A 22,954-nucleotide genomic window follows, 5' to 3' on the forward strand; every position below is an offset into this window, starting at 1 on the left:
CGCCTTTCAAGTGGGCCGTTTACGCGTGATCGCAGACGATAAACTAGTCTCACCAGCGCGTGACATTGCATGACAGGCAATTGCAAGGGGGTCGAACCCGCGTCAATCTCATCTTAAAAGGAGACCTGACATGATGCGGACTGCTTATTTTGAAACCGTCAGACCAGCCCTTCTGTTTACACTGATTGCATTGGCTGCACTGTTGCGCGCGCTGCCCGCCCCGGCTGCAGGAACCGAAACGCTGACGGTGGCTGGCGGGTGTTTCTGGTGCGTGGAATCCGATTTCGAATCCGTGCCCGGCGTAATCGGGGCGGTGTCAGGGTACACCGGCGGCACATCTGCGGACCCGACATATGATCAGGTTTCAAAAGGGGGAACCGGACACTACGAGGCGGTTCAGATCACGTTCGATCCGGCGCGCGTCTCTCGCGCGTCACTTCTGAACATGTTTTTCCGGTCGGTTGACCCGACAGACGCAGGTGGCCAGTTCTGCGACCGGGGCGACAGCTATCGAACTGCAATATTCGTCTCTAACAAAGGCGAAAAGGTGTTGGCAGAACAAGCCAAAGCAGACGCGCAGCAAGCGCTGGGGCAGACCATTGTCACCCCGGTTCTAAGCGCAGGACCCTTTTACCCCGCCGAGGCGTATCATCAGGATTATTACAAAGGCAACAAACTGGTCCTTACCCGTTTTGGACCAAAGCGCCAGCACAACGCCTACAAGGCGTATCGCAAAGCCTGTGGTCGTGACGCGCGCGTCAAGCAGCTTTGGGGTGGGGATGCGCCATTTGCAGGCTCCTAGTCAAAGGATGCGTCACGTACTTCTTTCAGATCGGGAATGACATCCGCCGTTCCGTGCCGCATGACCATCAGGGCTGCGGCGCGGTTTGCCTGCAATATGGCCTGTTCCATTGGCATTCCGCGATCCATGCCTGCCAGCACGTAGCCGGTGAAGGTGTCGCCTGCCCCTGTGGTATCCACCGCCCGCACCTTATGCGCGGGAAACTCGACCGGATCGTTGCCCTGCTGCAAGTACCTCGCACCTTTTGAGCCGAGGGTAACGATGACATGCCGAACGGGCAGATCGGCGATGCTCAGACCGGTTTCCTGACGCAGTTGCTCGGCCTCCACCTCATTCAGGATCAGGAAATCCAGATAGGGCAGAACGCCCTGAACGGCCTGTGCCTGAAACGGGGCTGCGGCATAACAGACGGTCAAGCCAAGCTTGCGCCCCAGCTGCGCCGCTTCGACCTGGGCATTGGTTTCATTCTGCAAAATCAGCAGATCACCGGTGTTTGCCGAGGCCAGCGCCTGCCCCAGATGGGCAGGTTCCAATGCATGATTGGCCCCGGGATATAGGATAATCAGGTTTTCACCCTCGGCATCCACCGCAATGATGGCGTGGCCCGTGGGAACATCCACCTCAGAGATATGGCGCGTATCCACACCATATTCTGTCAGTCGATCCTTGGCCCAGCGCCCATCGGGCCCCACGGCACCAATGTGGCTAACGCGTGATCCCGCACGCGCAGCGGCCACCGACATGTTGGCCCCCTTGCCGCCCAGGAACCGATCCAGCCCGCGGGCGGCCAGAGTTTCCCCCGGCGCAGGCAAATGCGGCAGGTCATAGACCATATCCGCGTTGATCGAGCCGAGATTCCAGATCGTCATGACTTATCCGATGTCGCAAGAGGCCAGAATGGCCATGTTCAGAATATCGTTCGCGGTCGAGACGGTCGAACAGATCTGGATCGGCTTGTCGATGCCAGACAGGATCGGGCCAATCACGGTCGCTCCGCCCATTTCCTGCATCAGCTTGGTCGAGATTGATGCCGAATGCCGGGCCGGAACGATCAGGATATTCGCCGGACCGGTCAGGCGCGAGAACGGATAGGCCGCTTGCTGTTCGATGTTCAGGGCGACGTCCACCGTCATTTCACCCTCGTATTCAAAGTCGACGCCGCGCCGATCCAGAACAGCCGGAGCACGGTGCATCTTTTCAGCACGTTCTGACACCGGATAGCCAAAGGTCGAGAAGCTGACAAAAGCCACGCGCGGCTCCAGCCCCATATGCCGGGCAACTGCGGCCGAACGCTCGGCAATATTCGCCAGATCGTTTTCGTCGGGCCATTCATGTACCAAAGTGTCGCCAATCAGGACAATCCGGCCCTTATGCAGCAAAGCTGTCACACCGGCAGCACCGTTGGCCGCATCTGCATCAAACACATGGTTGATCCGGTCGAGCACATGCGCGGACTTGCGGGTTGCGCCAGTGACCAGACCATCACCATGCCCGTGGGCCAGCATCAGCGAAGAAAACACATGGCGGTCCCGTGCAGCCAAACGGTGAATGTCTTTGCGGTCAAACCCCTTACGCTGCAGGCGCTGATACAGGAAGTTCGAATAGGTTTCGAGATGCGTGGTATTGGCCGCATTCACGACCTCGATTTCACGCACAGCGTCGCCCAGGCCCGTTGCTTCCAGTTTGGTCTTCACATCGTCCGGCCGACCCACCACAAGTGCCTTGCCGAAACCAGACCGCTGATACATGACCGCTGCGCGCAATACCCGGGGATCGTCGCCCTCGGCGAAAATCATGCGGCTTTGCGCCTGACGCGCTCGGGCGTTCAGACCGCGCAGGATGCTGGCGGTCGGGTCCATCCGGGATTTCAGACTCAGCTCATACGCGTCCATGTCGATGATCGGACGGCGCGCGGCACCGGTGTCCATCCCCGCCCTTGCAACGGCCGGTGGAATGCGATGGATCAAACGCGGGTCGAATGGGGTGGGGATGATATAGTCCCGCCCAAAGGTCAGCGACTTGCCATAGGCCATGGCGACCTCATCCGGCACATCCTCGCGCGCCAGATTTGCAAGTGCGTGGGCGCAGGCGATCTTCATCTCATCATTGATGGCGCGTGCGTGAATGTCCAGCGCGCCGCGGAACAGGTAGGGGAAGCCCAGAACGTTATTCACCTGGTTTGGGTAATCGCTGCGTCCGGTAGCAACGATTGCATCCACGCGAACCTCGTGCGCTTCTTCCGGAGTGATCTCGGGATCGGGGTTGGCCATTGCAAAGATGACAGGATTGTCGGCCATGCTGGCAACCATATCCTGCGTGACCGCGCCTTTCACCGAAACGCCCAGGAACACATCTGCGCCCTTCATCGCGTCTTCCAATGTGCGCAAGTCGGTTGTGATCGCGTGGGCCGATTTCCACTGGTTCATGCCCTCGGTCCGACCCTGATAGATCACGCCCTTGGTATCGCAGACGATGCAGTTTTCGTGCCGCGCACCCATTGCCTTGAGCAGTTCGATACAGGCAATTCCCGCCGCACCCGCGCCATTCAGAACGATTTTCACGTCCTCAATCTTCTTGCCCGAGATATGCAGCGCGTTCAGCAGGCCCGCAGCACAGATCACGGCTGTACCGTGCTGGTCATCGTGAAAGACGGGGATGTCCATCTCTTCTTTCAGGCGCTGTTCGATGATGAAGCACTCGGGCGCCTTGATGTCTTCCAGATTGATGCCGCCAAAGGTCGGCCCCATCAGGCGCACCGCGCGGCAGAATTCATCCGGGTCTTCGGTGTCCAGTTCGATATCGATCGAGTTCACGTCGGCAAACCGTTTGAACAGGACCGATTTGCCTTCCATCACCGGTTTCGAACCCAGCGCGCCAAGGTTACCAAGGCCCAGCACTGCGGTTCCGTTCGAGATTACGGCCACCAGGTTGCCCTTGTTGGTATAGTCATAAGCCGTTTCCGGGTTTTCCGCGATGGCCTCGCAGGGAACGGCCACGCCCGGGCTGTAGGCCAGCGACAGATCACGCTGCGTTGTCATTGGGACGGTGGCCTGCACCTCCCACTTGCCGGGGGTGGGGTCCAGGTGAAAGGCCAATGCCTCTTCTTTGGTGATCTTCGCTTTGGGCATCTTAAATGTCGGTTCCATGACTTCAGGGCTGACGCCTCATAGCGCAGGCGAGCGCGCGCCTCAACGGGAATACTTTTCGCCTTTCGCTGCAGGGGCCGGGTTTGTAAGGTCACGACCGGAAAACGCCAGAAGGGGGCCGCTTTTGTCCACAGTCACGCCAATGATGGCGCAATACCTCGAAATCAAAGAGGCCCACGCGGATGCCCTGCTGTTTTATCGCATGGGTGATTTCTATGAGATGTTCTTCGAGGATGCCGTCAACGCTGCCGAGGCGTTGGACATCGCCCTGACCAAGCGCGGCAAGCACAATGACGAAGACATCCCGATGTGCGGCGTGCCGGTGCATTCGGCCGAAGGATACCTTCTGACCCTGATCCGCAAGGGTTTTCGCGTTGCGGTCTGCGAACAGATGGAAAGCCCGGCTGAAGCAAAGAAACGAGGCTCTAAATCGGTCGTAAAGCGCGATGTCGTGCGACTGGTCACGCCCGGAACACTGACCGAGGACGCATTGCTTGAGGCGCGCCGGCACAACTTTCTGGCTGCCTATGCCGAGGTCCGGGACGAGGCCGCGCTTGCCTGGGCTGATATTTCGACGGGCGCGTTTCACGTGATGCCCCTGACCTCGGTCCGGCTCAGCCCTGAGCTAGCCCGTCTTGCGCCCTCCGAACTGATCGTGGCCGATGGGGCGCAGGAAAAGCTGAACGAAACGCTGCTTGATCTGGGGATTTCACTGACCCCGGTCGGGCGCGCCAGCTTCGACAGCACGGCGGCGGAAAAGCGCATCTGTGGGCTGTTTCACGTAGGTGCTTTGGACGCGTTCGGTAATTTCGGCCGCGCCGAAGTGTCCGCGATGGGCGCGCTGATCGACTATCTGGAGATTACGCAAAAGGGCAAACTGCCCCTGCTGCAAACGCCGCTGAAAGAATCTGAGGATCGGGTCGTTCAGATCGACGCCGCCACACGTCGCAATCTGGAGCTGACCCGCTCGCTGTCCGGCGGGCGCGCAGGGTCGCTTCTTTCTGTCGTTGACCGAACCGTTACCCCCGGTGGCGCGCGATTGCTGGAACAGCGGCTTTCAAGCCCTTCTCGTAATCTGGATGTGATCCATGCCCGGCTTGACGCAGTCAGTTTCGCCGCTGGTGACAGCCTGATCGCGTCTGATCTGCGCGAAGCCTTGCGCAAAACCCCGGATCTGGACCGCGCCCTGTCGCGTTTGTCGCTCGAGCGCGGCGGACCTCGTGATCTGACAGCCATTCGCAATGGTTTGACACAGGCAGTCACGATTGCCGAAATCTGCGCGGATCAGGATTTGCCGGTGTTGCTGGCAACCGCGCTTCAGAACCTCGTTGGTTTCGATGACTTGCTGACTTTACTGGACGAGGCGCTGGTGGCCGAACCCCCGCTTCTGACCCGCGACGGAGGCTTTATCGCGCCAGGTTTTGACGCTGAACTGGACGAGGCCCGCACCCTGCGCGACGAAGGTCGCTCGGTCATTGCCGGGTTTCAGCAGAAATACGTCGAACACACCGGCATCACCTCGCTGAAAATCAAGCATAACAACGTGCTGGGCTATTTCATCGAAACCACGGCAACCCATGCTGAAAAGATGCTGAACCAACCCTTTAGCGAAACCTATATCCATCGCCAGACGACAGCCAATCAGGTGCGGTTTACAACCGTCGAACTGTCTGAGATCGAAACCCGTATCCTGAACGCAGGGAATCTAGCGCTGGATATTGAAAAGCGGCTCTATCAAAGGCTTTCTGGCGCGATACTGGACCTTGCTGCCCGATTGAATCAAGCCGCCCGCGGGCTTGCCGAACTGGACCTGACGACCGCTTTGGCTGATCTTGCACGGGGTGAAAACTGGTGCCATCCAAGGGTTGACGCCTCTCGCGCATTCAATGTGCAGGGCGGCCGACACCCGGTTGTGGAACACGCCCTCCGGCAGCAAAGCGGCGATGCATTCATTTCCAATGATTGCGATCTGACCGTCGAAAACGGCGCAGCGATATGGTTACTGACGGGTCCGAACATGGCCGGTAAGTCAACCTTTCTGCGCCAGAACGCCCTGATCGCACTGCTTGCCCAAATGGGCAGCTATGTTCCGGCCGAAGAGGCGCATATTGGCGTCGTCAGTCAGCTGTTCAGCCGCGTCGGAGCCTCGGACGATCTGGCGCGGGGGCGGTCGACCTTCATGGTCGAAATGGTCGAAACCGCCGCCATCCTGAATCAGGCCGATGACCGCGCTCTGGTCATTCTGGACGAAATCGGTCGTGGTACCGCCACCTATGATGGCCTGTCCATCGCCTGGGCCACATTGGAACACCTGCACGCGGCCAACAGATGTCGCGCATTGTTTGCCACGCATTATCATGAGCTTACGGCTTTGGCCGGCAAACTCGAAGGTGTCGATAACGCCACCGTAGCGGTCAAAGAGTGGGATGGCGAAGTCATCTTCCTGCACGAGGTTCACAAGGGCGCGGCTGACCGGTCTTATGGGGTGCAGGTTGCGCAGCTGGCCGGTTTACCCGCTTCTGTCGTCGAACGTGCCCGGGTGGTTCTGGACCAGCTTGAAAAAACCGAACGCGAAGGCGGTAAGCAAAAGGCGCTGATTGACGACCTGCCGCTGTTCTCGGCAGCCGCGCCGCCACCCCCGCCCGCACCGAAAACCTCGCCGGTGACCGAGATGCTGGAGGGTGTCCTGCCCGACGAACTGACCCCGCGCGAGGCGCTGGATCTGATCTACAAATTGAAAGAGGCGGTCAGATCCTGACCGCCCTTCATCTTTTCAAAAATACTCTCGCCGAAGGCTTGGCTTTGAAAAGCCAATCAGCTTGCTGGCGTTGAAGAGACCCCGACCTGAGCCGGACGCAACAGTCGGTCGTGCAGCATGAAACCTTCGGCGGACACCTGGATGATGTCCCCTGCCCGCGTGCCCGGGACCGGGGCCTCGAACATTGCTTCGTGCACATTCGGATCAAACCGGTCGCCAACCTGGGGTGTGATCACTTCGATCCCGTGTTTCTGGAACACATCCTTCAGAGCGCGCATGGTCAGTTCGACGCCTTCCAGCAGTCCGGCGGCAACCTCTTTCTGCTCGTCGGTCGCGGCCTCAAGCGCGCGCTTCATGTTGTCGTAAACAGGCAGCATATCGCGGGCCAGCTTGGAACCGCCATACTGTTCGGCATCGCGGCGCGCCTTGTCACCGCGTTTGCGCGCGTTCTCGGCGTCGGCAAGCGCGCGCATGAATTTGTCTTTATACTCATCCCGCTCAGCGCGCAGCTCGTCCAGCTCCAACGCCTCGTCACTGATCTCAGCAAACTCCTCGGCCAGCTCTTCCGCTTCTGCCGCCATGATATCGTCCAGAAAATCTTCGTTCTTGGGCTCTGCCATCTCTTACCCTCTAGCTCCGGTCGGATATCAGCTTGCCGACCAGTTGCGCCGTATAATCCACGATCGGCACGATCCGTCCATAATTCAGACGCGTGGGTCCGATGACCCCGACCGCACCGATTATCTTTCGATCAGCGTTCATATATGGAGACACCACCAAAGAGGAACCCGAAAGTGAGAAAAGTTTGTTCTCAGACCCAATAAAAATGCGCACACCCTCGCCACCTTCCGTCAATTCGAGGAAATCCGCGATGTCGCGCTTGCGCTCCAAATCATCGAACAGGCTGCGAATACGCTCCAACTCTCCGGCCTGACCGGGTTCGTTCAACAGATTCGCCCGCCCCCGCACGATCAAACGGGCTGAGTCGGCTCCATCTCCGTCCCAGGCCGCCAGCCCACTTTCCACCAGCTCGCGCGCCAGCGCATCTATTTCCTGCTTGCGCGCCTGAATCTGTTTCTGCATCTGACGGCGCACTTCACTGAGCGTGCGCCCCTCAATAAGCGCATTCAGAAAATTCGCAGCCTCGCGCATCGAACTGGGCGTCTGGCCGGGCGGTGGTGTGAACAGGCGGTTTTCGACATGGCCGTCAGAAAAGACCAGCACCACCAAAGCCTTGTCATGCCCTAACGAGACAAACTCGATATGTTTGATTTCGGCTTCATGCTTTGGCGTCAGAACCAGCGACGCGCCTTGTGTCACGTGTGACAGAGCTGACCCGACCCGATCCAGCATTCCGCCAACATCACCCGTGTTAGAGCCTAAAGTCTCTTCCAGTTTTTGCTTGTCGTCGACGCCCAGATCGCCAACCTCAAGCAAACCGTCCACGAACATACGCAGTCCTTGCTGCGTCGGTACCCGACCCGCGCTGATATGCGGGCTGTCCAGAAGACCCAGAAATTCCAGATCCTGCATCACGTTGCGCACAGTTGCGGCGCTGACTTTTTCAGACAGGGTGCGCGTCAGGGTGCGGCTTCCAACCGGCTCTCCGCTTTCCAGATAACTTTCAACGATCAGCCGGAACACCTCGCGCGACCGGTCGTTCATCTCGTCCAGAATTTTGCTCGCTTCACTCATGCGTTTTCCCCTGCTGGTTCATCATTAAATAGCAGGCAAATGAAAGGTCAATCGGGGTTGCATCGTAACGCTGCGGGGCGGTATCCCCAACCCAGCAAACAAAGGATTTCCCATGCGACCCTCTGGAAGAGACTTAAGTGAAATGCGCGCCGTTTCAATTGAAACGGGGTTCACCAAACATGCCGAAGGTTCCTGCCTGATCAAGATGGGCGATACCCATGTGCTGTGCACCGCCACGATCGAAGATCGCGTACCCCCTTTCATCAAAGGTTCGGGGCTAGGCTGGGTCACCGCCGAATACGGTATGCTGCCCCGCGCCACCAACACCCGGATGCGGCGCGAAGCGGCGTCGGGCAAGCAAGGCGGGCGCACGGTAGAAATTCAGCGCCTGATTGGTCGCGCCCTGCGCGCCGGCGTCGACCGGGTTGCACTGGGCGAACGTCAGATCACCGTTGATTGCGATGTGATCCAGGCCGATGGCGGCACCCGCTGTGCCTCGATCACCGGCGGCTGGGTTGCGCTGCGACTGGCCGTCAACAAACTGATGAAAGCAGGTGACGTGATTTCAGATCCGCTGGTTGATCCGGTCGCCGCCGTGTCCTGCGGAATCTATGCGGGCCAGCCTGTGCTGGACCTTGACTATCCGGAAGACAGCGAGGCCGGTGTCGACGGCAACTTTATCATGACCGGGTCAGGCAAACTGATCGAGGTCCAGATGAGCGCCGAAGGTTCTGTTTTCAGCCGTGCCCAGATGGATCAGCTGGTGGATCTGGCGGAAAAAGGCGTTGCCGAGCTGGCCGCAGCCCAGAAGGCCGCCACCGCATGACCCGTAAGTTTGACAGCGACAGGCTGCTGGTCGCGACCCACAACAAAGGCAAGCTTGAGGAGATGGCGCATCTCCTCGAACCTTTCGGCGTGACGGTTGTGGGTGCGGCGGACATGAACCTGCCCGAACCGGAAGAGACCGAGGACACCTTTGTCGGCAACGCCCGGATCAAGGCCCACGCCGCCGCAAAGGCCACCGGGCTGCCTGCCCTGTCAGACGATTCCGGAATCACCATCGACGCGCTGGACGGCGCGCCGGGTGTTTATACCGCGGATTGGGCCGAAACCGCCAATGGGCGCGACTTCCTGATGGCGATGACCCGCGCCCATACTGAGCTAGAGGCAAAGAACGCCCCCCATCCCCGCACAGCGCAATTCCGAAGCACACTGGTGCTGGCCTGGCCTGATGGGCATGATGAGGTGTTTGAAGGCATTGCCCCCGGTCATTTGGTCTGGCCCATCCGCGGCGAAGGTGGATTCGGCTATGACCCGATGTTTGTTCCCGAAGGATACGACATTACCTTTGCCGAGATGGATCGCTGGGAAAAGAACAAGATCAGCCATCGCGGTCGCGCGGTTGAGAAGTTCGTGAAAGGCTGCTTTGGCGGATGATTGGCGCAACGGGGGCTTTGGCCTGTACGTACATTGGCCCTTTTGCGAGGCCAAATGCCCCTATTGCGACTTCAACAGCCATGTTTCCAAGAATATCGATCAAAAACAATGGCGTGACGCCTATCTGAGCGAATTGCGGCGCTCGGCCGTCGAAACCCCGGATCGAGTGCTGAACACGATCTTTTTCGGTGGTGGAACCCCGTCGCTGATGGACCCGGAAACCGTTGCCGCCGTGATCGGTGAGGCCCGTGCGCTCTGGCGCCCCTCCAACACCATGGAAATCACGCTGGAGGCTAATCCCGGATCGGTCGAGGCCGGGCGGTTCGCGGCCTATCGTGACGCAGGCGTCAACCGGATATCGATGGGCGTGCAGGCGCTCAACGACGAAGACCTGCGCCGCTTGGGGCGGATTCACACTGTGGCCGAGGCCCGCGCTGCCTTTGACATCGCCCGTGATTGTTTTGAACGGGTCAGCTTTGACCTGATCTATGCCAGACAGCACCAAGCGCTGGATGCCTGGCGGGCCGAGTTGAACGAAGCTTTGTCCATGGCCGTGGATCACCTGTCGCTGTATCAACTGACAATCGAAGATGGCACCGCTTTTGGCGATCGTTATGCTGTCGGAAAACTGCGCGGCTTGCCCGAAGATGACAGTGCGGCCGACATGTACCTTGCAACACAAGAGATTTGCGAGAAACACGGCCTGCCCGCCTATGAGGTGTCCAACCACGCCCGCCCCGGTGCAGAGTCGCAGCACAATCTGGTCTATTGGCGTTACGGGGATTATGTCGGCATTGGTCCCGGCGCTCATGGGCGGATTACTGTGGATGGTCAAAAACACGCGACCGAGACCCATCTGAACCCGCAACGTTGGCTTGACGCCGCCACGAAGGGTTGCGGAGAAAAGAAACGCTATGTCCTTTCGCTTGAAGATCAGGCGAGCGAATACCTTATGATGGGCATGAGGATTTCAGAAGGACTAGATGTAGATAGGTGGGAGGCCCTGTCGGGCCGTCCACTTCCAGACGAAACCGTGGACCATCTGGTCGGCATTAATATGATTGAACGTGATAACAACAGACTCAGAGCAACACCAGCGGGGCGCGCCGTGCTGAATGCTGTAATCCGGGAATTGATGGGCTAGATATGCAGTATCTTTGGGCGGGGCTGGGATTGCTTTGCGTTGCGATGGCCGCGATTGGGGTTGTTCTGCCTCTTCTTCCAACGGTCCCGTTTTTGTTGCTGGCAGCGTTTTTCTTTGCGCGATCCTCTTCACGGTTGCACAACTGGCTTCTGTCGCACCGGATTTTCGGGCCAATGATACTGGATTGGCAGAGTTCGGGCGCAATACGCCCGGCCGCAAAAAAGGCAGCAACCCTGTCGGTCGCCGCTGTTTTAGGAGTGTCTTTGCTCTTATCCGTTCCGCCCTTCGTGCTGATCCTTCAGGTCATTGTTCTGGGCGGCGTCCTGATATTTATCTGGACGCGCCCTAACGGCTGAGCTTTGCACAAAGATCGTCAAGCTGATCCAGGTTTTCATATGTCAGAACAACCTGACCGGATTCCGTTCCCGCCTTGTGGTTGATTGATACTTTCATTGCCAGAATCGCAGACAGGTCTTTTTCCAGCGCGCGTGTATCAGCATCTTTTCCGGCATCCAGATTCCTGGATCTGGGAGCAGGTCGTGCAGTGTCGCCCTGCTGCTGTTTCTTGACCAGCGCCTCGGTCGCGCGCACAGACAAACCATCCTTGACGATCAGTTTTGCCAATTCCGAGGGATTTTCCGCCGTAATCAGCGCCCGCGCATGACCAGCCGATAATTTCCCTTCAATTACAAGAGTTTGCACGTCAATTGGCAGAGACAAAAGCCGCAACAGGTTCGCAATATGGCTGCGGCTTTTCCCCAAAGCCTCAGCAAGCTTTTCCTGCGTGTGGCCAAAGCGATCCATCAACTGCCTGTATCCGGCGGCCTCTTCCACTGCGTTCAGATCAGCGCGCTGGATGTTTTCGATGATCGCAACTTCCAGTACCTCGGTATCATCGAATTCGCGCACAATCACAGGGATCTCGTGCAGCTGCGCCATCTGAGCAGCCCGCCACCGGCGTTCACCAGCGACGATTTCGTATTCTCCAACCCCTGTTGGACGTACGATCAAGGGTTGGATGATACCTTTTTCCCGAACCGACGCGGCAAGCTCATCCAATTGTTCGGGCTGAAATGTGCGTCGCGGCTGATTTGGGTTTGCCTTCAGCTTTTCAATCGGAACCTTCAGATCAGGTCTGCGCACGTCAGATGGTACTCGGTTGCCCGCCTCTGGATTAACGTCCGCCATGAGTGCGGATAATCCGCGGCCCAACCCTCTGGATTTCGCTTTCCTGGTGCTCATGTCGGCCTCCTCTCCACCGCTCATGCTGCGGTCTTGTTGTTCTTATGCATGATCTCACGGGCCAGATGCCGATACGCCATCGCACCAAGTGATCCCGAGTCATACTGCAATACCGGCAGCGCATAGGATGGCGCCTCGCTGACCCGCACATTCCTGGGTATCTTTGTTTTAAAAACCATCTCGCCCAAATTGTCACGCGCATCCTTTTCGACCTGGCGGGACAAGTTGTTGCGGTTGTCATACATGGTCAACACAACACCTTCGATTCTCAGGTCTGGATTCGCGGTTTGCCGAACCTCCCGAATTGTCAGCATCAATTGCGAAAGACCCTCCAGCGCAAAGAACTCACTTTGCAGCGGCACTAGGACAGAATGGGCGGCAACCATCGCGTTTACCGTCAAGAGGTTCAGTGACGGCGGGCAATCAATCAGGATGAAATCCAGCTCAAACGCGTCCACCGCCGTCTGACGCAGCGCATCATGCAAAAGATAGCTGCGTTTTTCGTTGGAAATCAGCTCGATATCCGCCGAGCTCAGGTCAACCGTTGCAGGGACAACCAAAAGGTTCTCGATCTCCGTCTCTTGAACCACTGCCTCCAAAGGCGCGTCGTCCAGAATGAGGTCATAAGTGGTCCAATCCCGATCTTCGACCCCTAATCCGGTGGATGCGTTCCCTTGTGGATCGAGGTCAACCACCAATACCCTGCAACCAGCTTCGGCCAGTCCGGCCGCCAGGTTGATCGCTGTGGTTGTTTTCCCTACTCCGCCCTTCTGATTGGCAACCGCTATTATCCGGGGTCCGGACGGTCGAGACAGATCAACCACGTGATACTCCTTTGATCTTAAGGATAACGGCCTGAGGTTCAGTTAAACTTGTAATGGCCTCAGCATCGAAATTCCATTCCTCACGCGCCTCATCCAGCTCTTTTTTCCAGTTTGCACCTTTGGGCAACAGCGCGGTCCCGTTTTCACCTAAATGTCTGTCACAAAATGATAACAATGTACGCAAATCCGCCAGCGCGCGCGCCGAAACGATGTTTGCGCCGAGGGGTTCAACCACCTCAATCCGCTTGGAAATCACTTTACACGACACGCCACATTCACGGGCAACGTTACGCAGAAATGCCGATTTTCGCTGGTCGCTTTCCACAAGAGAGAAACTGGCGGCCGGAACTTCCTCGGCCGCAATAATGGCGCACACCATCCCGGGGAACCCGCCGCCACTGCCAAGGTCCACCCAGGTGTCAAACGTTTCAGCGCATCGAAAAACCTGGACAGAATCCAGAATATGCCGATCCCAAATGAATTCCAGGCTATTGCGCGAAACAAGATTTATCCTGGGGTTCCAGTGGTTCACCAGATCAACATAGATTTTCAGACGCTCAAATGTTTCACGTGAAACATTCAAGCCATCAAACTTGGAATAATCGACCGTCATGCCTGACGTGCTCGTTGATCCCGGCGCAATTTCGCCAGAACAAGGGTCAGGGCAGCCGGAGTAACACCTTCGACACGGCTTGCTTGCGCTATGTTCGACGGCTTGGCCTGCGACAGTTTTTGCTTCATCTCAGAAGACAGCCCGTCCAAGCCAAAATAGTCAAACTCACGTGGGATAACATAGGATTCATCCCGCTTCATGGCCTCAACATCGCGCTTTTGCCGATCGATATAGTTTGCGTAAAGCGCGTCGCGTTCGATTTGAAGCCGGATCGCCACGTCTACATCTTGTAGATCAGGTATCAGAGGGAACAAGTCCTCGAAGGATGTATCCGGAAATGCCAGAATTTCCATTCCATCTCGGCGGTTTCCATCCTGGTTGACGTTGATCCCAGCCGAAAGAACTTCCTTGGGTGTGTATGTGCGTGCGGTCAGCTTGGATTTCGCCGCATCAAGCTGGTTCATTTTCTTTTTAAAATGTGCCTGTCGCTTCTCTCCGACACAACCAAGTTCCAAACCAATCGGTGTCAACCGTTGATCGGCATTGTCTGCCCGCAAAGACAGTCGGAATTCAGCCCTGGAGGTAAACATTCGATAGGGCTCAGCCACACCACGGGTCGTCAGGTCGTCTATCATCACGCCGATATAGCTGTCTGATCTTGTGAAAAAGACCGGTTCGCGGCCCTGTACGTCCAGCGCCGCGTTGAGACCAGCAACCATCCCTTGTGCCGCTGCCTCCTCATATCCTGTGGTCCCGTTGATCTGCCCTGCCAGATATAGTCCCGGAACGTCGGGTAGCGACAAGGACGCAGTTAAGATACGAGGGTCCACATAATCATATTCAATCGCATAGCCGGGTTGCAGAATATCCGCCTTTTCAAGCCCTTTGATCGACCGAACATATTCCAACTGCACGTCCTGAGGCAGTGACGTTGAAATACCGTTGGGATAAATCGTGTGGTCATTAACGCCTTCGGGTTCAAGAAAAACCTGATGCGAATCCTTATCTGCAAAGCGCACAATCTTGTCTTCGATCGAAGGGCAATATCTTGGACCTATGCCGTCGATATGGCCACCATACATCGCCGATTTTGAGAGGTTTGCTTCGATGATCTCATGCGTCTTTGCATTGGTGTGTGTAATACCGCAGGAAATCTGAGGCGCGACAACCGATGTTGACAGGAAAGAAAACAAGGTCGGGTCCTCATCCCCGTCTTGTTTTTCCAAACCCGACCAGTTGATCGTACGCCCATCCAGACGCGGCGGTGTGCCGGTTTTCAAGCGCCCCAGCGGAAGGTTATAGCTATCCAACCTCTCGGCCAGTTTTATTGACGGGCGATCTCCCATTCGCCCACCAGCCCGTGACACGTCGCCGATATGGATGACGCCGCGCAGGAAGGTTCCGGAGGTCAGAACAACGGCTTTGGCGTAAATTTCCGACCCATCTCCGAGCACGACACCGGCGACACGGTGTCCATCCATCAGAAAATCTACAACCTCCCCAACGATAACGGACAGGTTTTCCTGATTGCTGATTTCGTTTTGCATCGCCGCCCGGTACAAGGCGCGATCAGCCTGCGTTCTGGGACCCTGAACAGCCGGACCTTTTCGCCGGTTTAACAGTCGAAACTGAATACCAGCCTGGTCAGCGACACGGCCCATTACACCATCTAGCGCGTCAATCTCTCGTACCAGATGTCCCTTCCCCAACCCGCCGATGGCCGGGTTGCAGGACATGACCCCGATATCGGTCGCGGATAATGTCACCAAAGCGGTTTTCGCACCCATCCTGGCAGCGGCGTGCGCAGCCTCCGTACCGGCATGACCAGCCCCAACCACGATGACATCAATGTTTGAATGTTTCACGTGAAACAATCCTTATTTTCCCAAACAAAAGCTGGAGAAGATTTCATCCAACAGTGTTTCGACATCTATTCTGCCAACCAGAGATTCAAGTCCCCGTATGGCGGTTCTTAACTCCTCCGCAGCGATATCATACAGGTCCGGGCCTGATTCCAGAACCGTGATCGCAGCAGCAAGTGAATCCGATGCCTTATTCATCGCAGCGCGGTGGCGCTCACGCGTGGCAATACCATGTGTTGTGGTTCTATCACTCAAGACCCACGAAATCTGGTCTACAAGCGCGTCAATCCCCTGTCCTGTCTTTCCTGAAACACCTTCAGCAGCGCCCTCTCGCAAGTCCGCTTTGGGTAGAACGTGGATATCGCCATCCTGCATGGCCACACCCAGATCTTCCGGTGCTTCAGCCAGGAAAACGCGCAGGTCCGCCGCATCTGCCCGTTTTCGAGCCAGCTCGATCCCAAGATTTTCGACATGATCTTCGGTATCCCGCAACCCGGCCGTATCCAGCAATGTCACCGGCAAACCAGCCAGATCCATTCGAACCTCGATCACGTCCCGGGTCGTGCCTGCGTATTCCGAAGTAATCGCAGCCTCGCGCCCCGCAAGCGCGTTCAGCAGGGTTGATTTTCCTGCATTGGGAAGACCGACAATAGCCACTTCAAATCCGGTACGAATACGCTCGGCGATCTTTACCCCATCAGCTTCTCGACGAAGATCTGCCAGAACTCCGCTTGTCAAACTACGGACTTCCGGCGTGACGTCAGTGGGGACGTCTTCATCAGCGAAATCTATGACCGCTTCCAGCAACGATGCCGCGCGGATCAAATCGCGCCGCCAGCGCTCGGCCAGCGTGCCAAGCTCACCGGCCAGAATGGTTTGGGCCTGCTTACGCTGTGCCTCGGTTTCCGCGTCAATCAGATCTGCCAGGCCTTCGACCTGTGTCAGATCCATCTTGCCATTTTCAAGGGCCCGGCGTGTAAACTCACCCGGGTCCGCCAGTCGCAGCCCATCGGTGTTCGACAAACAACGCAGAACCGCATTGACCGAGGCCGTGCTGCCGTGGATCTGAAGTTCTGCCACGTCTTCACCGGTGAAACTTGCCGGTGCCTGAAATGTCAGAACCAGACCATCATCTAGATGTGATCCATCCTGATCCCGCAGGGTGCGCAAGACCATTCCCCGCTTGGGCAGTTCCGCGCCGCACAGATATGCGGCTGCGGAATGCGCTTCGGGGCCAGAGAGGCGAATGACCGCCACCCCTGCTTTGCCTTGCGCGCTGGCCAAGGCGAATATCGTATCCATTCGAAGGCCTCGCTGGGGTCTAAGACCTGTGTCAGGTGTTCATCGAATCGAAGAACTCGCCGTTTGTCTTCGTCTGTTTCAACTTCGACAACAAGAACTCGATTGCGTCGGTGGTGCCCATCGGATTGAGGATACGGCGCAGAACGAAGGTCTTGGCCAGATCGCCCTTGTCGACCAGCAGGTCCTCTTTCCGAGTACCGGATTTAAGGATGTCGATCGCCGGGAACACGCGTTTGTCTGCAATCTTGCGGTCCAGAACGATTTCCGAGTTACCAGTACCTTTGAATTCTTCAAAGATCACCTCGTCCATCCGGCTGCCGGTATCGATCAGCGCGGTGGCGATAATGGTCAGCGATCCGCCCTCTTCAATATTCCGGGCCGCACCGAAGAAACGCTTGGGCCGCTGCAACGCATTCGCATCCACACCACCGGTCAGAACTTTACCCGAGGACGGAACAACGGTGTTAAACGCCCTACCAAGTCTTGTGATCGAGTCGAGAAGAATAACAACATCTCGTTTATGTTCGACCAAACGCTTGGCCTTTTCAATGACCATCTCCGACACGGCCACGTGACGCGTTGCGGGCTCATCGAAGGTTGACGACACAACCTCACCCTTAACCGAGCGCTGCATGTCGGTCACTTCTTCCGGGCGTTCGTCGATCAGCAGGACGATCAGATAACACTCCGGGTGGTTCTGTTCGATCGAATGCGCGATGTTCTGCAGGATCACGGTTTTACCGGTCCGCGGCGGTGCCACGATCAATGAACGCTGACCTTTACCGATCGGCGCAACCAGATCGATCACGCGCGCTGACTTATCCTTGATGGTGGGGTCTTCGATTTCCATCTTCAGACGCTCATCCGGGTACAGAGGCGTCAGGTTGTCGAACAGGATCTTGTGCTTGGCCTTTTCGGGATCTTCAAAGTTGATCATGGTGACTTTGGTTAGCGCGAAATAACGCTCATTCTCATCCGGCGCCTTGATCTCGCCTTCGACCGTGTCCCCGGTCCGCAATGAGTGCAGACGGATCATATCGGGCGAGACATAGATATCATCAGGGCCCGGCAGATAGTTCGCCTCGGGCGAGCGCAGAAAGCCGAACCCGTCCTGTAGCACTTCCAGTACGCCATCACCGCCGACGGTCCAGCCATCATCGGCACGTTCGCGCAGAATCTGGAACATCATTTCGCCCTTACGCATAGTCGAGGCGTTTTCGATCTCCAGCTCTTCGGCCATGGCCAGAAGGTCTTTGGGGCTTTTGGCTTTCAGGTCGGCCAGATTCAGGGATTCATTGGACATGATACATACCTTCACCGCTGAGAACGCGGCTTGAAGTGGAATTTCAGTACGGAAAATACGCCGCCCGGACGGGCGTGTTGTGATCTACATAAGCGCAGCGACGTTCGGAGTCAAACAGGCGTTCAGAACTTCAGAATGACCGCCAGAACGATGGCAACCATCAGAATGGTCGGAACCTCGTTCATCATGCGATACTGCCGCCCAGTGAGCTTATTCTGGCCTGCCAGGAAATCCTTCCTTCGGGCCATAAGCCAATGGTGGAACCAGGTCATCGCGATCACGCCCGCACCTTTGACCCAGGGCCATGCAAAATCCCATCCGACGATCCCCGGTGTGAACACCATGATCAGCCCGCATACCCAGGTTACAACCATCGCGGGGCGCATGATCACCCGCAGCAGCTTGTCTTCCATTTCAAAGAAGATGTCTTGCGCGCCCTCTACGGCCTGCGCTTTTTCGACGTGATAAACAAACAGCCGTGGTAAATAGAACAAGCCCGCCATCCATGAGATTACGGCCATGATATGTAATGACTTCACCCACGGGTAAATCGTGAAAAGAAGGTCTGTCATGCCGGCTCCGAACGTTGTTCGGAACTCTCCCTAATAAAAAAATATGAAAAGAAAAAGGATGATGGTTTTGTAGGGTGCCAAAAATCCGTGGATTACTTTTTTACCCTAGCGTTTTCCCCAAGGGGACAGAATATCTGAGATCGCCAGTGATTCTGTTAATAGTGGGAAATTAATATAAAGATCAAATATTTACAATGGTTCTACCATACTTGATCTGTGGATAACCCGATGGGTATCGCTGGATAGATCTGTTATCCCAAGAGTTGGAGTTATCCTTGTCCCAACAGGATGAGATTTGAGCGACTCGGGGATCTTTGCCACAAAATTCCCGGGGTTGCGTGTCAACCGGAAAACCATACAAAACACCCCAGAACTCTCATCGATTTGCACACGGGGTTTTCCACATGTCTGTCCCCATTCTTCTGGCTTCGGGATCCGTTATTCGCGCGCAGTTGCTCAGGAACGCAGGTGTGCCGTTTGTGGTTCAAACGGCGCGCGTGGATGAAGAGGCGGTCAAAAGGGCGTTGCTGGCAGAGGATGCCGCACCACGCGATATTGCCGACACGCTGGCCGAGATCAAAGCGCGTAAGGTCAGCGACAAGAACCCCGGCGCCATGGTGATCGGGTGTGATCAGGTGCTGGATTTCGAAGGGCAGCTGCTGTCAAGGCCCGAAACCCCGGAACAGGCGCTGGCCCAACTGAAAGCCATGCGCGGCAAGCGGCACATGCTTTTGTCCGCAGCTGTGATCTATCAGGACGGTGAGCCGATCTGGAGGCATGTAGGGCAAGTGCGTCTGCGGATGCGGGCCAGTTCCGATGCCTATCTGAAAGACTATGTTGCGCGGAACTGGGACAGCATTCGCCATGCCGTCGGAGCCTACAAGCTGGAAGAAGAAGGTGTCCGCCTGTTCGCCACCATTGACGGCGACTATTTTAACGTTTTGGGTATGCCCCTGTTAGAGCTTCTCAATTTTCTGGCTGTCAAAGGGATGATCGAGCAATGACGGACAATCGGGTTCCTTTGGCCGGAGTGATTGGGCATCCCATCGGGCATTCGCGTTCTCCTAAGCTGCACGGGCATTGGTTAAAGACCTATGGGCTTGCCGGGCATTATATCCCGATGGACGTCGCCTCTGCTGATCTGGAGACTGTGCTGCGAACCCTGCCCAAAGCGGGCTTTGTCGGGGCCAACGTGACCGTTCCGCACAAAGAAGCGGCGTCGAAGATCGCAGATCATGTTTCTGACCGTGCAACCGTGATTGGTGCTGCAAATACACTGGTGTTCCGAACTGATGGTTCGATACATGCAGATAACACCGACGGGTACGGGTTTATGGAAAACCTGCGCAGTGGCGCACCTGACTGGAATGCGAAAGATGGCCCGGCGGTTGTGTTTGGTGCCGGGGGTGCTGCCCGTGCCGTTTTGCAGGCCTTGTCTGATGCCGGGGTGCCGGAAATCCTGCTGACCAACCGAACCCGCGCCCGCGCGGATCATCTGAAGGAAGAGTTCGGCCAACGCATTCGCGTGGTCGATTGGGTTCAGGCGGGGAATGTCATCGAAAATGCCGAACTGGTGGTCAATACGACCTCACTGGGGATGCAGGGCCAGCCAGAGCTGCGCGTGCCGCTGGATGGGTTGCAGCCTGGTGCCGTGGTAACGGACCTGGTCTATGCCCCGTTGAAAACCCGCCTGCTGCAAACTGCCGAGGAGGCCGGATGCACCACAGTCGATGGTCTTGGGATGTTGCTGCATCAGGCCGTTCCCGGGTTTGAACGATGGTTTGGGGTCCGCCCCGAAGTAGACGCGGATACGCGCGCGGCGGCCCTGGCATGAGTTTTGCGCTTGGCCTGACAGGCTCAATCGGTATGGGGAAAAGCACCACGGCGCAGATGTTCGTTGAAGAAGGGTGCGCATTGTGGGATGCGGATGCGGCGGTGCATCGGCTGTATGCCATTGGTGGAGCAGCGGTTGAACCAATGCGGGCAGCCTTTCCTGATGCGATACTTGACGGGGCGGTTAGCCGAAACGCGTTGAAACGGATTATCGCGGATGACCCGACCACGTTGAAAACGATTGAGGCGATTGTGCATCCACTGGTCGCTGCTGACCGCGCAGAATTTCGCGAAAGCGCTACAAGCGACATCCTGGTGTTCGATATTCCGCTTTTGTTTGAAACGGGCGGTGATGCAGCAATGGATGCGGTGGCCTGTGTTTCTATCCCGGCCGAAGACCAAAAACGGCGCGTGATGGAACGGGGCACGATGACCGAGGCGCAGTTCGAGCAAATCCGCGCCAAGCAGATGCCGAACGATGAAAAATGCGCGCGGTCGGATTTTGTGATCGTGACCGATACTCTGGACCACGCCCGCGCGCAGGTGCAGGATGTGGTCAGGCAGATACGGGCGGGGATGGCACATGCGTGAGATTGTACTGGATACCGAAACCACCGGGTTTGACCCCGAAAGCGGGGATCGGATCGTGGAAATCGGCGCCGTTGAGCTGTGGAACCACGTTGCCACCGGTGAAACCTATCACGTCTATATCAACCCCGAACGCTCGATGCCGGAAGAGGCGTTTGGCGTGCATGGTATTGGTCCCGATCTGCTGGACACCCCGCGCCCGCCGGAAAAGGGCGAAGTGACGCTGAAAGACAAGCCGGTCTTTGCAAAGGTTGGCCATGGGTTTCGCGAATTTGTTGGCGATGCGCGGTTAGTGATCCACAACGCCTCATTCGACATGAAGTTCCTGAATGCCGAGCTGAAATGGATGGGTGCCCCGCTTATCCCGATGGAGCAGGCGTTGGATACACTGGCAATTGCCCGTAAACGGTTCCCCGGTTCGCCAGCGTCACTGGATGCGCTGTGCCGTCGCTTCAATATCGACAACTCGAACCGTGTGCTGCACGGCGCGTTGCTCGACTCGGAAATTCTGGCCGAGGTTTATCTGGAATTGATCGGTGGAAGGCAGCCTGATTTTGGACTGTCGGCATCCACATCTTCTGCGGACGGAGGCAGCGATGATTGGCGAGCCACACAGCGCAGCACACCATTGCCATCCCGGATCACCGAGGATGAGCGCGCTGCACATGAAGCTTTCGTTGAAAAACTGGGCGAGAATGCCTTGTGGACCCGCGCCTGATCCGGACAGGCGCGGGTTAAAACCTTACGCGTCGGCTTTTTGGGCCTGTTCGGCCTGACGGCGCATCAATTCATTGCGATAGAGCGCAACGAAATCGATATTGTCCAGGTTGACCGGCGGGAAGCCGCCATCGCGGGTGATGTCGCTGACGATGCGGCGCAGGAACGGGAACAACATGCGCGGGCATTCGATCATCAGGAACGGGTGCAGCTGATCTTCTGGCACACCTTCCACGTGGAACATGCCGCAATAGTCCAGTTCGCACAGGAACAGAATGTCATCCATGCCTTTGGCTTTGGATGTCAGGTTCAGCTTGATCGAAACTTCGAACTGATGGTCCGCCGCGCGTTTTTTGGCGTCCAGATTCACCTGAACGGCGATTTCGGGTTGTACGTCTCCGGAAACGCCCTTTTGCGCCATCACGTTTTCAAAGGACATATCGCGGATGAACTGCCCCAGAACACGCATCTGAACCTGCGGGGCGGCTTGGGCCGCAGTGTTTTCTGCAGCGTTTTCTTCGGCCATGGATCTACTCCAAAAATGAAATTCGCCACTGCTTAGCAAGTTGGGCGCGGCACCTCAATGCTGGTGGGGGCCTTCCACCCATTTCGAAGGCTTCGAGGGGTCTTTTTTTGGCCGAACTTCGGTGAATTCCCCATCGATGATATCGCCCTGATCGAACGGGTTCCCCCGGGTTTGATATCCGGGGCCCGGCCCCATCTGGAACTGGGTCACGGTAACCTTGGATTTCAGATAGCGGAACACGGCGATGCGGACACCGGGAACTAACAACGCAAAACCAACGGCATCAGTGAAAAAGCCCGGTGTCAGCAACAAAGCACCCGACAACAGGATCATTGCCCCATGGGCCAGCGGTTCGGTCGGATCGTCCAGTTCGGCAAAGGACCGTTGCAGCTGTCCAAGCGCCATGCGACCTTGTGTCCGCACCAAAACCGTGCCCAGAACCGCGGTCAGCACTACGATGGCAAGTGTCGGCCACAACCCAATCAAACCACCAATCTGAATAAACAGCGCGATTTCGATTATGGGCACCAACAAAAATGCCAAGAACAGATACATTTGCGTTATCCTTTCCCTTAGGCCGGGCTGTGGAC

At 56.9% G+C, this 22,954-nt stretch carries 23 protein-coding genes; 10 read left to right on the plus strand and 13 right to left on the minus strand.

Going from position 1 to position 22,954, the window contains the following annotated elements:
• The first annotated feature begins 130 nt into the window (after positions 1 to 130).
• Positions 131 to 802 carry a peptide-methionine (S)-S-oxide reductase MsrA gene (gene msrA / locus ACR0M3_RS05285; RefSeq protein WP_480482516.1) on the plus strand — a complete coding sequence of 224 codons (672 nt, stop codon included), beginning with the start codon at positions 131 to 133 and terminating at the stop codon, positions 800 to 802.
• Here msrA and ACR0M3_RS05290 read toward each other — a convergent pair.
• Positions 799 to 1,671: a ribokinase gene (locus ACR0M3_RS05290; RefSeq protein WP_480546075.1), complete on the minus strand. Its 873-nt coding sequence runs from the start codon at positions 1,669 to 1,671 to the stop codon at positions 799 to 801. The genes msrA and ACR0M3_RS05290 overlap by 4 nt on opposite strands.
• A 3-nt stretch (positions 1,672 to 1,674) precedes the next feature.
• Positions 1,675 to 3,930, minus strand: coding sequence for an NADP-dependent malic enzyme (locus ACR0M3_RS05295; protein WP_267363735.1), 2,256 nt, complete (start codon positions 3,928 to 3,930; stop codon positions 1,675 to 1,677).
• A gap of 160 nt (positions 3,931 to 4,090) precedes the next feature.
• Here ACR0M3_RS05295 and mutS point away from each other — a divergent pair, with 160 nt between their 5' ends.
• Complete coding sequence (gene mutS / locus ACR0M3_RS05300) at positions 4,091 to 6,706, plus strand: DNA mismatch repair protein MutS (RefSeq protein WP_480909984.1); 2,616 nt, start codon at positions 4,091 to 4,093, stop codon at positions 6,704 to 6,706.
• 56 nt (positions 6,707 to 6,762) lie between these two features.
• Here mutS and ACR0M3_RS05305 read toward each other — a convergent pair whose 3' ends face one another.
• Both ACR0M3_RS05305 and hrcA read right to left on the minus strand, forming a co-directional pair.
• Positions 6,763 to 7,326: a nucleotide exchange factor GrpE gene (locus ACR0M3_RS05305; protein ID WP_480494021.1), complete on the minus strand. Its 564-nt coding sequence runs from the start codon at positions 7,324 to 7,326 to the stop codon at positions 6,763 to 6,765.
• Positions 7,327 to 7,336: 10 nt separating this feature from the next.
• Positions 7,337 to 8,401, minus strand: coding sequence for a heat-inducible transcriptional repressor HrcA (gene hrcA / locus ACR0M3_RS05310; RefSeq protein ID WP_209506888.1), 1,065 nt, complete (start codon positions 8,399 to 8,401; stop codon positions 7,337 to 7,339).
• A 112-nt stretch (positions 8,402 to 8,513) separates the two neighbouring features.
• Between hrcA and rph the strand changes: the two genes are divergently transcribed.
• The 4 genes from rph to ACR0M3_RS05330 are packed head-to-tail and all read left to right on the plus strand — an operon-like array spanning position 8,514 to position 11,338.
• Entirely contained in the window at positions 8,514 to 9,227 is a 714-nt protein-coding gene (rph, locus tag ACR0M3_RS05315; protein ID WP_267363729.1) for a ribonuclease PH, read from the plus strand.
• A complete protein-coding gene (gene rdgB, locus ACR0M3_RS05320) occupies positions 9,224 to 9,838 on the plus strand; it encodes an RdgB/HAM1 family non-canonical purine NTP pyrophosphatase (RefSeq protein ID WP_480909907.1) in 615 nt (204 codons plus the stop codon). Before rph ends, rdgB begins: the two co-directional genes overlap by 4 nt.
• Complete coding sequence (gene hemW / locus ACR0M3_RS05325) at positions 9,828 to 10,982, plus strand: radical SAM family heme chaperone HemW (RefSeq protein ID WP_480909908.1); 1,155 nt, start codon at positions 9,828 to 9,830, stop codon at positions 10,980 to 10,982. The genes rdgB and hemW overlap by 11 nt, the downstream gene beginning before the upstream one ends.
• A 2-nt stretch (positions 10,983 to 10,984) precedes the next feature.
• On the plus strand, positions 10,985 to 11,338 hold the full coding sequence (locus ACR0M3_RS05330) for a YbaN family protein (protein ID WP_480482526.1): 354 nt from the start codon (positions 10,985 to 10,987) through the stop codon (positions 11,336 to 11,338).
• Here the strand turns inward: ACR0M3_RS05330 and ACR0M3_RS05335 are convergent.
• From ACR0M3_RS05335 to ACR0M3_RS05365, 7 genes are all read right to left on the minus strand, one after another.
• Positions 11,328 to 12,224, minus strand: a complete 897-nt coding sequence (locus ACR0M3_RS05335; protein WP_480486918.1) for a ParB/RepB/Spo0J family partition protein — start codon at positions 12,222 to 12,224, stop codon at positions 11,328 to 11,330. The genes ACR0M3_RS05330 and ACR0M3_RS05335 overlap by 11 nt on opposite strands.
• A 20-nt stretch (positions 12,225 to 12,244) precedes the next feature.
• Positions 12,245 to 13,048 (minus strand): ParA family protein, encoded by an 804-nt coding sequence (locus ACR0M3_RS05340; protein ID WP_209506882.1) that lies wholly within the window; start codon positions 13,046 to 13,048, stop codon positions 12,245 to 12,247.
• Complete coding sequence (gene rsmG / locus ACR0M3_RS05345) at positions 13,041 to 13,661, minus strand: 16S rRNA (guanine(527)-N(7))-methyltransferase RsmG (RefSeq protein ID WP_480482530.1); 621 nt, start codon at positions 13,659 to 13,661, stop codon at positions 13,041 to 13,043. Before rsmG ends, ACR0M3_RS05340 begins: the two co-directional genes overlap by 8 nt.
• Positions 13,658 to 15,526, minus strand: coding sequence for a tRNA uridine-5-carboxymethylaminomethyl(34) synthesis enzyme MnmG (mnmG, locus tag ACR0M3_RS05350; protein WP_480909909.1), 1,869 nt, complete (start codon positions 15,524 to 15,526; stop codon positions 13,658 to 13,660). Before mnmG ends, rsmG begins: the two co-directional genes overlap by 4 nt.
• Before the next feature lie 12 nt (positions 15,527 to 15,538).
• Complete coding sequence (gene mnmE, locus ACR0M3_RS05355) at positions 15,539 to 16,825, minus strand: tRNA uridine-5-carboxymethylaminomethyl(34) synthesis GTPase MnmE (RefSeq protein ID WP_480506859.1); 1,287 nt, start codon at positions 16,823 to 16,825, stop codon at positions 15,539 to 15,541.
• Between the two features lie 31 nt (positions 16,826 to 16,856).
• On the minus strand, positions 16,857 to 18,128 hold the full coding sequence (gene rho / locus ACR0M3_RS05360) for a transcription termination factor Rho (protein WP_267364726.1): 1,272 nt from the start codon (positions 18,126 to 18,128) through the stop codon (positions 16,857 to 16,859).
• Between the two features lie 122 nt (positions 18,129 to 18,250).
• A complete protein-coding gene (locus ACR0M3_RS05365) occupies positions 18,251 to 18,700 on the minus strand; it encodes a CopD family protein (protein WP_209506877.1) in 450 nt (149 codons plus the stop codon).
• A gap of 404 nt (positions 18,701 to 19,104) precedes the next feature.
• On the opposite strand from ACR0M3_RS05365, the gene ACR0M3_RS05370 reads away from it, so the two are divergent.
• Genes ACR0M3_RS05370 through dnaQ form a run of 4 tightly spaced genes read left to right on the plus strand, consistent with a single transcriptional unit; the run spans position 19,105 to position 21,839 of the window.
• Positions 19,105 to 19,704, plus strand: coding sequence for a Maf family protein (locus ACR0M3_RS05370; protein ID WP_480909910.1), 600 nt, complete (start codon positions 19,105 to 19,107; stop codon positions 19,702 to 19,704).
• Positions 19,701 to 20,534: a shikimate dehydrogenase gene (locus tag ACR0M3_RS05375; protein WP_480909911.1), complete on the plus strand. Its 834-nt coding sequence runs from the start codon at positions 19,701 to 19,703 to the stop codon at positions 20,532 to 20,534. The genes ACR0M3_RS05370 and ACR0M3_RS05375 overlap by 4 nt, the downstream gene beginning before the upstream one ends.
• Positions 20,531 to 21,124 carry a dephospho-CoA kinase gene (gene coaE, locus ACR0M3_RS05380; RefSeq protein ID WP_480506857.1) on the plus strand — a complete coding sequence of 198 codons (594 nt, stop codon included), beginning with the start codon at positions 20,531 to 20,533 and terminating at the stop codon, positions 21,122 to 21,124. The genes ACR0M3_RS05375 and coaE overlap by 4 nt, the downstream gene beginning before the upstream one ends.
• On the plus strand, positions 21,117 to 21,839 hold the full coding sequence (dnaQ, locus tag ACR0M3_RS05385; RefSeq protein WP_480909912.1) for a DNA polymerase III subunit epsilon: 723 nt from the start codon (positions 21,117 to 21,119) through the stop codon (positions 21,837 to 21,839). Before coaE ends, dnaQ begins: the two co-directional genes overlap by 8 nt.
• Positions 21,840 to 21,863: 24 nt before the next feature.
• On the opposite strand, the gene secB is transcribed toward dnaQ, so the two are convergent.
• Together secB and ACR0M3_RS05395 are read right to left on the minus strand one after the other, a co-directional pair.
• On the minus strand, positions 21,864 to 22,364 hold the full coding sequence (secB, locus tag ACR0M3_RS05390; RefSeq protein WP_209506872.1) for a protein-export chaperone SecB: 501 nt from the start codon (positions 22,362 to 22,364) through the stop codon (positions 21,864 to 21,866).
• Between the two features lie 54 nt (positions 22,365 to 22,418).
• The gene (locus tag ACR0M3_RS05395) at positions 22,419 to 22,919 is read right to left on the minus strand and encodes an FxsA family protein (RefSeq protein ID WP_209506871.1); all 501 of its coding nucleotides are present in this window, start codon (positions 22,917 to 22,919) and stop codon (positions 22,419 to 22,421) included.
• Positions 22,920 to 22,954 lie beyond the last annotated feature (35 nt).

Source organism: Ruegeria sp. O5, assembly GCF_056535105.1.